Raw genomic sequence first — 11521 nt, 5'->3', positions numbered from 1 at the left:
ATAATAATCAGGGAAATCAACATAGGGTGCTTGCATCACAAGCATAATAGTAGAGTCCCGGCTGCCGAGAAAGTTCAGGAAAATTTAAACTTTTTCTTCTTTTTCTAGATTCAACATTTCAAGCAACTGATTATCATCTATTTTTTTATCCGATAATAAACTGCCATTGAGGAACTCATCCACCAGGTGACGCTTCTTCTCCGCCAAGGCCTGTACCTGCTGTTCAACGGAGTCGGCAACGATCAGCTTATAGACAAACACCGAACGATCTTGCCCCATACGATAGGCGCGGTCGGTGGCCTGATGCTCCACCGCCGGATTCCACCAGGGATCGAAATGGATAACCGTATCCGCCTGAGTCAGGTTTAAGCCGCTGCCACCGGCCTTAAGGCTGATCAAAAATACCTGCTTACGCCCTTGCTGGAAGTCATCAACCTGGCGCTGACGATCTCGAGTTTGGCCGGTCAGCAGCGCATAGTCTATGCCCATACGCTGAAGCTGCTCCCCTATCAGGCTGAGCATGGAGGTAAACTGACTGAAGATAATCACATGGTGCTGCTGAGCCAACATCACGGGTAAATGGGTTTGCAGCCAGAGCAACTTAGCGCTGTCGCCCTCATAAGCTGGGTCAACGAGGCGAGGGTGGCAGCAAATTTGCCTTAGCTTTAACAGGGCATCCAAAAACTGCAGCTTGCTTTTGCCAATCCCCTGGGTCGAGACCAGGTGACTGAGTTTTTGATGCAAAGCACTGTGATAGCCCTGGTACACATGAGCTTGATCCTCAAGCATCTCAAGCTGTTTAACTAACTCGGTTTTGCTCGGCAGCTCACTGAGTACATCGGCCTTGGCACGGCGCAGCAAATAGGGACGCACCGCTTCTTTAAGGGCACTTTTTCCGACTTGCTCTAGCTCTAAAAAGTTGGCCTTAAACTGGCTATCGGAACCAAGCAGACCTGGCATGGCAAAATCGAACACCGACTTAAGTTCGAGCAGATTGTTTTCAAAGGGAGTGCCGCTTAGCGCCAGACGGAATTGCCCCCTTAGTTGCTTCACCTTTTGGCTAAGCTGTGACTGCGCGTTCTTAATGGCCTGAGCCTCGTCCAATACCAGGGTGTGATACTCAACCCCATGATAAAAGGCAAAGTCCCTTTTAAACAGGGTGTAGGTGGTGATGATCACCTCATAGCTGGCCAACTGCTGCAACATGGCGGTGCGGTTATTACCAGCGACGACCTGCACCGACAATTGTGGACAAAAGCGCTGTATCTCATTACACCAGTTGCCTATCAAACTGGTGGGGCAAATGATCAGATGAGGATGGCCGGCTCGTGGCTTTAGGGTGCTGAGATAAGCAATCACCTGCAGGGTTTTGCCCAACCCCATATCGTCCGCGAGTACGCCACCCAGACCCTGCAAAGACAGTAATTGCAGCCAGTTTACGCCGGCCTGCTGATACTCTCGCAACTGTACATCGGGTGCGAGTTTCGCCGGTTGCAAAGAGCTCAGGGTCGGCTTTTGCAATAGCAGTTCCAGGGATTTGGCAACCCGCAGTTGCCAATAGGGCAGGCCGGTTAGCTGGGCATATAAGCTGCGAGGGATGGAGCACGTATTCCTGTCTTTACCACTGGCAAAACGCTGCAGATATCGATGCATTTCGTTGGCGACGCTGGCATCTATCACACACAGCTGACCGTCGCATTCTAGATAGCAATAATGGGCACTGTAGTTGGCGTTATTCGCCAGTTGCTCGGCGCTTAAAATAGACACCTTGTTGCCATGGTGCAACTCGAAGCGCACCAAGAAACGGTGCCCCTGTAACTTGTCGATAACCAAGTTTGGGGTGAGCGTATGAGTGCATTTTAGGCGCGCCGTTGGCAACCCTATCACCTCGCCCCCCAAATGCTGTACCTGCTGCTCAAGTTCAAACAACCATTGCTGCTCGCGCAGGGGATCGGGAATGACCACTTGATATTGTTGCTGTAAAGGTCCTTTACAGGGTTCTAGACCTAAATTGGCCAGGCTGGCGCTGGTCGGAGCTTGGCCGTCAACGGCGATTAAATAGGGTGGAGTGGTGCGTATAAAGCGCAGCGAAAAGCCTAGCTTAGGCTTTTTTTTTTCGCCTTCGCTTAAAGACAGGGCGAGCTCACTATCAAGACGCTGAGACAAGGCGGCGATGTCCTGCTCGTTCACTTGTGGGAAGCGGGCTAATTGTTTGATCTGTGTACCAGACAAATGGGTATGCAGGGCGACCAGCTGATTGTTGGCACTATCAAGGTAGTAGGGCGGGGCGGTATTAAACACCCGGTCGGCATTAAAGTCAGGGATATTGGCGACCAGTCGCGCTTTGCCCTCATGACTTTGCCAACGGTATTGCAACGGCTGGGGTTTGCCCAGAGTCAATGGCTGGCGCTGTTTCTCAAAGAATAGACGAGCGCGGCCTAGCAACTGCACTAAGGCACGGGCGCCCCAATGGCCATAAAGCTGGGCCTGTCCAGGAAGATTTTGCGACCGTATCCAGCTGAACAAACGGAAGTCGTCTTCATCGAGTCCTTTGGGGGTAACCTGAGTATGGCTTTGCTGTTCACTTAAGGCTCGGCCCTGGGATTGCAGCCCCGCCTCGGTGTTGGGGGCCATTTTGGCATGCAGTTGCAACTCCCCCTGATACGGATGCAGTTCGAACAACAACACCTGTTGCTGACTTTGCGTAGGCTCGCTATCGTGCTGAGCCAATACGGAAAACCAGTCATCAATTTGATACTGATGGGCAAACTCCCCCTGGCTTTGGAGTTTAAGTTGCAGCAGGGCACAGGCCACATGCTTACAGCGCACCTTGGCCTGGCAACTACAATGAGCTTCTACCTCGGTCTGGGTACCGAAATGAAGCTGGATATGCTGATCATAGGTGGTGCCGTCGTCGTCGAGCACCTGCGCCTCAATACGGCTGTAGTCCTCGTTGCTTTTCACCCATAGCACTTGTTCATCGCGCAGCATTTGTTGGGCACGGCTATACACCCCTTTGCTAAACAGCTGCTTGAGAGCCTGCTCAGACAATGGCAATGGCGCCTGCTCTGCCTCAATCTCGGCAAAGACGGCAAGCAAATCCTCTTTAGTAAACGATGCGGCCATGGTCCAACCCAACTACTGAAATAGGCCAGTATATCGTTTTTGCGCAAAGCGAAAAAGCCCCGCAGCCCGGGTTCTGGCGACATAAAAAAGCCCGGGTCATAACCCGGGCTTAAAAACGACAAGGCAAAACAGCTTAATTGAAACTTTCCAGCACCTTGGCCAGTTGCATAAAGCGCTTCTCGGTCATTACCTTATTATCAATTTTGATCGTTAAGTCGCCACTTTTACTGTGCTTTTGCACCCGCACAAAGTCATTGGCGAGTTTTATATCCTCATTGCGTTTAGCCCCTTGCGGTGCCTCACACAAAAATTTCGTCACCGCTAAGGCAGCCTTATCGTCGCTATCAAAACTGGTTTGCGCAAATTGGGCGCCACAATCGGCAACACGCTCGTTAAATGCAGCAACGTCTTTATCTTGCGCCTGAATCAGCTTCTTAGCCACTTCACGGCCAACATGGTTGGCGGTAGGGTAGAGCGCTAATACGTCCTTAGGAAGGCACTCAAAGGCCTTAATGGCATCGGCAATGGCGGTGTGCGAGACCCCTTCTAACTGAGCGATTTCACGGTACGAACCCTTTTTGCCCTGTTGCTGTAACTCTTCACGCGTCGACGCATAGGCCTGACCCAGCTCCCATAAACTCGGAGCAATATACTGATCCGACGACACCGCAAGGATCTTCGCGTCTTCATCGTTAAAATCACTGGAGCTTAAAACCAAATAATCCGCCGGGGCCAAAATACAGGCCTTACGACGACGGGAGCCGGCTAATACTAAGAGCTCGCCATTGTGCTCCCAGGCCAGTGCCGGGTGTTGGTTACGGCCATCATCACGAATAGCAGGAAGAATGTCGGCCACCGACTTTTCCGTCAACAACGCCTGCACACGACGGTTTTTACCGTAAACCTTGGTGCGTTGCTCGATATCCTGATGCGCAATCACCTGACAGGTGAGGCGTATGGTGCGATTAGGATCGCTAGGAGCTGGCATGCTGATCACATCGCCGGCCTGAGCTTGTGCTAACAACTGATCTAGGCTGCTACTTTCTACCGCGGTTGCAAAAGGGTCAATACGGGTATCGTTCTTACGTTTCTTTGCCATGATAATGCCTTATTGTGCTGCCTTTAGTTGTGATTGTGTCGATGCCCAGTTGGAGCGAATAAGCATTTCTAATTCATCAACCACATCTTTAATGTTTTCCTGGGCCTTAACCAAGGATTCGCGGCTAGCCAAACTGTCTGATGTTTTTTGATCAAAAATGGTGTTAAAGGATGACGAGCTAGCAGTGATCGCACTGCTATGGTTAATGGGATAGCTCATCACCTGACGACCAAACGCCGAGCGTACGTCCTTCACTATGTCACGCTGAGAATGGTTACCCTTAACATAGTTAGTCACCAGGAATTGCATAAAGTCCCAGCCATCGTGGCCAAGAGCGGCAACTGTGTGATAAATCTCACCAAGACGCTTCAGGTATTTATTGTTTGCATCAAAGTCCACGGCTTCTGGATGCACCGGAATAAGCATAGCGGTTGAAGCCATTAATGCGTTATAAAACATAAAGTTAAGAGAAGGTGCTGTGTCGATAAGAATAACATCAAACTGGTCTTGAACCGGTTCAATTACCTTTTCCAACAACTTATGGTAATGACGGGTTTGGTCATAGTCTCCGCTTTCACGCAGTGCGGTGGCCGTTTCATGCTCGAAGTAAAAGTCGTCCATGCCCGATGGCAAAATACGGATATTAGGGATATGGGTTTTTAAAAATGCATCGCTAACAATTCCTTCCCAGGTTTCACCTTCGTCGAGTTCGATACAGTCACGCATCAAGTCGCCAACGGTAATGGGATCGGGCTCACTGGGTGGGAAAAAGCTGGATGATGATCCTTGGGGATCTAAATCAATAATACCAATGCGATAACGTTTGATATTAGTGGTTGCAAGTGCAGCGGCGATGTTAACCATACTGGTGGTTTTACCACAGCCCCCCTTGAGGGAGTTGATAACAATAACCTGTAGCTTATCATCGGCTAAACGATGATCGGGATTGATACCCATGACGTCAGCCATGCTGTAGATGTTCGCCAAGGTATAGGCGTAATGGCCATTGGCACCACGACGAATCTCTATATGATCGAAATCACCCTGGTCATGACGTCGTTTTAGGGTACGGTTGTTACATCCTAGTAGATCGGCGGCTGCCTTTTGGGTATAGGTTCTTAACTCTTTTTCTTCAGATTTAAGGTGAGCTCGATAATGCTGGATACGTCCTTCGAGTGACTTTTCAGCGACATCGGCCGTAGCCTTGAGTAACTGGTAGGTTTTTAGCGCACTTTGTTTTATTGTCATACTTGCATCCCTAAGTTTAAGCCATGAGTATAATGTCCACGACTTTAGCTGTAAACATATATTTTAGGCGACATTGCATGAAAAACAAGAAAGACAATTTGATTGCAAACTTACTATAAGGTAATAACTAGATTAGATTCGTTTAAATATATAGGTATATAAAGGTTAGAACGGAAGAAAGTTAACTTAACTTACTGTTTTATATAAAGATATGAAATATTTTTAGATCAGCATTCTACTTGGTATAGATCTGATTCCTACCAAGTCACGGATCAGTATTTTAAGAAGTAAAAATCTCACTTTCAAGTTATGCACAGCTTGCCCAAGGAGTTATCCACAAAAGTAGCCTTGAAGATCATCTTTTTACTAACTATTTGGGCCTAGTTATGCACATAAAGGGATAACTAAGGTACTGATATGTAGTTAAAGATCTGATCTTTACCTGCTATAGATCAGATCTCTACCAAGCACTGAGCCGGTTATACACAGTGTTGCGGCCTAAGAGCAATATAATGCTCAAAAAATAGGCTGGTTTCGGATGTTAAGAGTCAAAATGGTCGGTCAACGGCATTAAACTTGGTAAAAATCTGATCTGGAAATGATGAGTTAATAAAAATCGGATCCAAAAACCGGCTAGGTTGTGCGTTAAATAGCCTGAGGTTAGTAAAAATGTGATCCCAAACATGAAACTCGAACTCGGATCAGTTTTTTACTAACATAGATGATTAACTTTTTTCGTATTATGTGTTGATATTACCTTTGGCATCGATAGCAATGGAAAATAACAATGAACCGCAAGGTTAATATCTCGGTAGAAAACTTACCGGACTCTTTGCGAGGCCAGATCAATGGCGTTGAAAGTGCAACGGATAATGAAAATCTGGCGTTGTTCACCGACAATAAAGATGTGCGCATTTCGATCGAAAGTTCTGTGCATGGATTAAGAGCCTACTCTAATACCTTCAATCATTATGATCTTTGGGGGCGTTTTGTTCGTTCCGGACATAAAAAGCTGCCTTTGGAAGATGCCCCAAAGAAAACCATTATTACCCGACGCATTTCGGAAAAAGTGGATGGCATACTCTATGATGGTGAAATTAAAATCACCCCAGCGGTAGTTAGTACCCGTCAAGATGGTGAAGAAGTTGAATGTTTAGTATGGCCGTCGGATAGGGAAGAAAAAGTTGAGCGCGCCTTAATTCGGTTGGCGTCAAAAGGCAAAATTGTCAAAATCAACTTTAAATCGGGTATTCAGTACGCGGTTATTTTTTCGATGAATGAATTAGCCCAGGAGCTTAAGGCTGTGGGTCAGTCGATGCCGTATCCACAAATTAAAGAATCCTTGGAAGCTTTGCAAGGGTCCAAGTTGTCATTTAAATATACGGCCACCGATACTAAGAACTCCAATATCGACGATTCATTTTATGAGTCGAATATGAACTTCTTATCGTCACTGCACTTCAGTGGTAAGAAAGGGCAGGGCGGTAATGTTAAATGTGTAGCCTGTCTTAATGCCTTCGTTCATAACATGATCGATAACCTTGAATATAAAGGTTACTACTTTAACCGGGCGCAAGAACTCAAACGAGGTCTATCACGCTGGATGATGTTACGTTTGTATCATTTATGGCGCTACGCGGCACCGGGCAAGACGTATCATTTCCGCTTGCTGTCTATCATGGAAAAGTACGGCAGCATTTATGCCGATGACAAAATAACCGACAACAAGTTAAAAGCTTTGCGCCGTGATATGACCACCACTATGAAAGACCTGATCGATAAGGGGGCCATCTCCGATTACAGCATTTCCAATGTAAAGGATGAGGCAAGCGGGAAAATCATTGATTATGTTTACGAAATGCATCCTTCGGATGAGTTTTGCGAAGAAATTCTTACCTTGAATAAGCAAAACAAGCGTATCGAAATCCAAGGTGGCAAACGTATCGTTGAGAATGCTGAGATCATCGATGAAGAAAGGCTCGAAGAAATAGTCGAAAAGTAATAGCCGACCTTAGTGCCACCTCTTTTATAACAAAGCCCACAGATGTGGGCTTTTTAACATAACCAATTAGCGTGATTGATGTAAGTACTTACTCACCTCTCGCTAGATACAAGCGCTCGACCAGGTATTCGTACTCACGCTTACGAGGATCTTCTTTGGGTTCATAATTTTTAAGTTCGCCAAGTTTTATGTCCGGATTGTCATCAAATACAATAAAAGGCATGGCGCCACTTACATGGTAACGGCGATTATCGGCAAATCGCACATTCACTTCAGGCGTGACTCTTATCGGCCGGCGAATACGTAGTTTTTCATTTTCGCCTAAACTCGAAACCTTGCGTTTTTCCTGCTCAACCAGTTGTTGCCATTGCTGCTGATCAATCATACGTGGATTGGAATACGCACTGCTACGCTCTAACATAGTGAGTGCTAACTTACGAGTTAATGACTTGGTTGAATGTTTTTGCATCCAAGTAAAGCGCACCGAGTAGGGGGCCTGGGATTCAAAGTGGATATGTCGGTAAAATGCCAGGGTCATTAGTCCGGGCACCGCACTATGAACAGCGTCGAAACGGGCGTCATTATTATCTAACGTCAGCACCTTTTGTTTAAACTCCGTTTTTAATTCATTGATTTTTGAAAGATAGGGTTCAAGGTCAGTGAAAGACGCACGGGGCAATAAGATAATTCCCGGATGACGTTTAGCTAATTTACCGCTGAGTTCTCCGTCTTTGTGAAAATCTAAAAAGCTATTTTTTATGTGGCCTAGTGCCGCATCGCCTTGATAGCTCTGCACTTGGATTGCCGCCAGAGGGTTTCGTTCTTGCTCAGGTGTGGGCAAAGGCAATTGAAAATAACTCGCTTGGCGATACTCGGTTTGTGACAATAACTGAACAAAGTCCTGCAGATATTCCTGGGTTAGATCGAAAACACTGCGAAGCTGTAGTTTTATGTTGCTCATAACAATAAAGAACACATCATACAATAATTCACTAGTTTAGCTCGTTACTCCTTTGCCTATCAATAAAATAACGTAATTTCTCAAAAGCTAAGACTAACTAAATTAACAAATAAAGTATGATGTGTTCATTATCGGGCTTTACTCTTTATAAGAGAGCGCTAAAGTTAATTAGACGCATAAATTCAGGATCTCCCAGCGATGAAAATCATGTTCGTCTGCTTAGGCAATATTTGCCGCTCACCAACAGCTCATGCGATTGCTCAAAAGCGTGCAATAGAGCAGGGCTTAACCTACATCACCTTTAGCAGCTCTGGTACCTCTGGGTATCATGTTGGCGAGCACCCGGATGAGAGGGCCATCACTCATGGCGCGCAACACGGTTACGACTTGTCTCGGTTAACGGCGCAAAGACTAACGCAGGACGATTTCTACGAGCAAGACCTGTTACTGACCATGGACGAGCAAAACTACCAGGATGTATTAGCCATGCAACCAAGCGATGCAACCGCATCGATTAAGCGTCTCCTTGATTATCATCCAGACCCCAAGTTTGCCCAGGTGCCCGATCCATATTACGGCGGACAAGCGGGTTTTGATGCTGTCATCGCCATGTGCGAAACGGCCATCGATGCCTTGTTTAGCGAATTAGGTAAAAAGTAGAGATTATGCTGAGGTTGGCTTATTCTCCTCAACAGTATGATGTGTTCATTAATATGCATCCTCGCTCTGCGACAAAAGTAGGGTACTTTATTTTCCCATCTTGCCCTTTTACCCTTGCGCTAGACCCCGCCATTCGGTACTTTCGTGAGTGAGGTACAATTAGGAATGAGGAAAATTGTAAAGTGAAACCTTGGAGTCCAAATAGCTGGAGGGATTTCCCCATAGTCCAGCAACCCACATACCCAGATCAAGGTGTGCTGGCAAACGTTGAAAGCGAGCTAAACAGTGCACCGCCACTAGTGTTTGCCGAAGAAACCCGCAGCCTGTTCAAACAACTGGAAGACGTGTGTGAAGGCCGCGCATTTTTATTACAAGGCGGCGACTGCGCTGAGTCCTTTGCTGACTTTAGCGCCGCCAATATTCGCGATACCTTTAAAACGCTGCTGCAGATGGCGGTGGTATTAACCTATGGTGGCAAATGCCCCGTGGTTAAAATCGCGCGTATGGCCGGCCAGTTTGCCAAGCCGCGTTCGAGCGACGTTGAAACCATTGACGGCGTCAGCCTGCCTTCATATCGCGGCGACATTATTAACAGTTACGAATTCACCGAGCAGGCCCGAGTTCCCGATCCGCAGCGCTTGATGAAGGCTTATCATCACAGTGCATCTACGCTTAACTTGTTGCGTGCGTTTGCTCAAGGTGGTCTCGCGGATTTACACCAGGTAAACCGTTGGAATATGAGTTTCGTTGCCGCCAACCCACTGAAGGATAAATATCAAGAGGTTGCCGATCGCATCCAGGACGCCCTCGAGTTTATGGAAGTCTGTGGCATTAATTCCACCAATGCACCGTCTTTAACCGAAACGTCTTTATATACCTCTCACGAGGCTTTATTACTGGGTTATGAGCAGGCGCTCACACGCCGTGACCACCTATCAGGTGACTGGTACGATTGCTCTGCACACTTTGTGTGGATTGGCGAGCGTACACGCCAGCTTGATCATGCGCATATCGAATTCTTCCGTGGCATTAAAAACCCCATCGGCGTCAAGGTTGGCCCGGGGATGACCCCGGACGAGCTCATTGAGTTAATCGATGCGGTTAACCCAGACAATATTCCTGGGCGTTTGACGCTGATCACCCGCATGGGTGCCGATGTACTGCCGGAGAAACTGCCGGCGCTGGTACGTCGCGTGCAGCAAGAAGGACGCAAGGTGATCTGGAGTTCTGACCCCATGCACGGCAATACCGAAAAGGCCAGCTCTGGGTATAAAACCCGTAGCTTCGACAATATCCTGCGCGAGATCAGCCAGTTCTTCGCCGTCCATAAGGCCGAGGGTTCTCATGCCGGCGGTGTGCATTTAGAAATGACCGGCCAGCACGTGACCGAATGCACCGGCGGTGCCTATGGCCTGTCGGATGACGATTTGGCCCAGCGTTACCGCACTCAATGCGACCCGCGCCTCAATGCCGATCAGGTATTGGAGCTCGGCTTCTTGGTTGCGGACCTGCTAAAAGACGCCCGCAAGTAAGGGTTTAACGAAAGAAAAAGCGCCCAAGGGCGCTTTTTTTATGTCTGTATTAATACTTACGTCGCTGTAACCCCGACTCAGCCATGATCTTGGCGGAGATTTCTTCCACCGAGTGATGGGTTGAATTGAAGTGCGGGATTCGAAAACGCTTATACAGCATTTCCACTTCCCGGGTTTCGATGCGACATTGACGCATGGAGGCATAGCGGGAATTGGCCATGCGCTCATTTCGAATAGCCGCTAAGCGCTCCGGCTCTATGGTTAAGCCAAAGAGTTTATTTTTATAGGGTTGCAGGCATTTTGGCAAAGTGCCGGATTCGAGATCGTCCGGCGTAAAGGGGTAATTTGCCGCTTTAATGCCGTATTGCAGCGCCAGATATAAACTGGTCGGCGTTTTCCCACTGCGACTCACCCCAACCAAAATTACATCAGCCTGCTGATAATCCTTGATATTGGCGCCGTCATCGTTGGCCAACGCATAGTTTACCGCGGCGATACGGAAATCGTAACTTTGCTCATGGATACTGTGGGTGCGATGCACCTTAGGTACCGGCTCTACACCTAACTCAAGCTGCAGTTGATTGCTGAAGGTGCTGATAAAATCGTAGCACACGGCGTTGCTTGCAAGGATGATTTCACTGAGCTCAGGGTTCACAAAGGTAAAGAAAACAATGGGCTTTTCTTTGCTTGTGGCCGCCGCCTGCTCAATTTGAGCCTTTACTTCTAAGGCTTTTTCTTTGGTTTCTACAAAGGGAATAGTCGTGTGTTCAAATTCCATGGGAAAAAGCGACAAAGTCGCATTACCAAAGACCTCGGCGGTAATTGCGGTACCGTCAGAAATATAAAATGCGTTGCGCATAATCATCCTTTTTTTTCGTAATAACCTGATAAAC

General features: G+C 47.5%; 8 protein-coding genes. 3 read left to right on the top strand and 5 right to left on the bottom strand.

Annotated elements, in window-relative coordinates:
• Positions 1-84: 84 nt before the first annotated feature.
• The 3 genes from C2M36_RS06940 to C2M36_RS06930 form a co-directional block, all read right to left on the bottom strand.
• Positions 85-3126 carry a DEAD/DEAH box helicase gene (locus tag C2M36_RS06940; protein WP_105254297.1) on the bottom strand — a complete coding sequence of 1014 codons (3042 nt, stop codon included), beginning with the start codon at positions 3124-3126 and terminating at the stop codon, positions 85-87.
• A 133-nt stretch (positions 3127-3259) separates the two neighbouring features.
• Positions 3260-4225 carry a ParB N-terminal domain-containing protein gene (locus tag C2M36_RS06935; RefSeq protein ID WP_105254296.1) on the bottom strand — a complete coding sequence of 322 codons (966 nt, stop codon included), beginning with the start codon at positions 4223-4225 and terminating at the stop codon, positions 3260-3262.
• Positions 4226-4234: 9 nt separating this feature from the next.
• Positions 4235-5473 (bottom strand): AAA family ATPase, encoded by a 1239-nt coding sequence (locus C2M36_RS06930; protein ID WP_105254295.1) that lies wholly within the window; start codon positions 5471-5473, stop codon positions 4235-4237.
• Between the two features lie 787 nt (positions 5474-6260).
• On the opposite strand from C2M36_RS06930, the gene C2M36_RS06925 reads away from it, so the two are divergent.
• The gene (locus C2M36_RS06925) at positions 6261-7475 is read left to right on the top strand and encodes a replication protein A (protein ID WP_105188883.1); all 1215 of its coding nucleotides are present in this window, start codon (positions 6261-6263) and stop codon (positions 7473-7475) included.
• An 88-nt stretch (positions 7476-7563) separates the two neighbouring features.
• Here the strand turns inward: C2M36_RS06925 and C2M36_RS06920 are convergent, their stop codons facing one another.
• Positions 7564-8436, bottom strand: coding sequence for a DNA replication terminus site-binding protein (locus tag C2M36_RS06920; RefSeq protein WP_105254693.1), 873 nt, complete (start codon positions 8434-8436; stop codon positions 7564-7566).
• 198 nt (positions 8437-8634) lie between these two features.
• Here C2M36_RS06920 and C2M36_RS06915 point away from each other — a divergent pair, with 198 nt between their 5' ends.
• Both C2M36_RS06915 and C2M36_RS06910 read left to right on the top strand, forming a co-directional pair.
• Positions 8635-9096 carry a low molecular weight protein-tyrosine-phosphatase gene (locus C2M36_RS06915; protein WP_105254294.1) on the top strand — a complete coding sequence of 154 codons (462 nt, stop codon included), beginning with the start codon at positions 8635-8637 and terminating at the stop codon, positions 9094-9096.
• Between the two features lie 182 nt (positions 9097-9278).
• A complete protein-coding gene (locus tag C2M36_RS06910) occupies positions 9279-10628 on the top strand; it encodes a class II 3-deoxy-7-phosphoheptulonate synthase (protein ID WP_105254293.1) in 1350 nt (449 codons plus the stop codon).
• 49 nt (positions 10629-10677) lie between these two features.
• On the opposite strand, the gene ppsR is transcribed toward C2M36_RS06910, so the two are convergent.
• Positions 10678-11487 carry a posphoenolpyruvate synthetase regulatory kinase/phosphorylase PpsR gene (ppsR, locus tag C2M36_RS06905; protein WP_105188886.1) on the bottom strand — a complete coding sequence of 270 codons (810 nt, stop codon included), beginning with the start codon at positions 11485-11487 and terminating at the stop codon, positions 10678-10680.
• Between the last annotated feature and the right edge of the window lie 34 nt (positions 11488-11521).

Source organism: Pseudoalteromonas sp. T1lg75 (assembly GCF_002964705.1).
GTDB lineage: Bacteria > Pseudomonadota > Gammaproteobacteria > Enterobacterales > Alteromonadaceae > Pseudoalteromonas.
This window is presented reverse-complemented; position numbering and strand designations above follow the sequence as displayed.

Excerpts from the sequence above, each read along its gene's own strand:
- C2M36_RS06940 (WP_105254297.1), bottom strand. The coding sequence starts at position 3,126 with ATGGCCGCATCGTTTACTAAAGAGGATTTGCTTGCCGTCTTTGCCGAG.
- C2M36_RS06935 (WP_105254296.1), bottom strand. The coding sequence starts at position 4,225 with ATGGCAAAGAAACGTAAGAACGATACCCGTATTGACCCTTTTGCAACC.
- C2M36_RS06930 (WP_105254295.1), bottom strand. The coding sequence starts at position 5,473 with ATGACAATAAAACAAAGTGCGCTAAAAACCTACCAGTTACTCAAGGCT.
- C2M36_RS06925 (WP_105188883.1), top strand. The coding sequence starts at position 6,261 with ATGAACCGCAAGGTTAATATCTCGGTAGAAAACTTACCGGACTCTTTG.
- C2M36_RS06920 (WP_105254693.1), bottom strand. The coding sequence starts at position 8,436 with ATGAGCAACATAAAACTACAGCTTCGCAGTGTTTTCGATCTAACCCAG.
- C2M36_RS06915 (WP_105254294.1), top strand. The coding sequence starts at position 8,635 with ATGAAAATCATGTTCGTCTGCTTAGGCAATATTTGCCGCTCACCAACA.
- ppsR (WP_105188886.1), bottom strand. The coding sequence starts at position 11,487 with ATGCGCAACGCATTTTATATTTCTGACGGTACCGCAATTACCGCCGAG.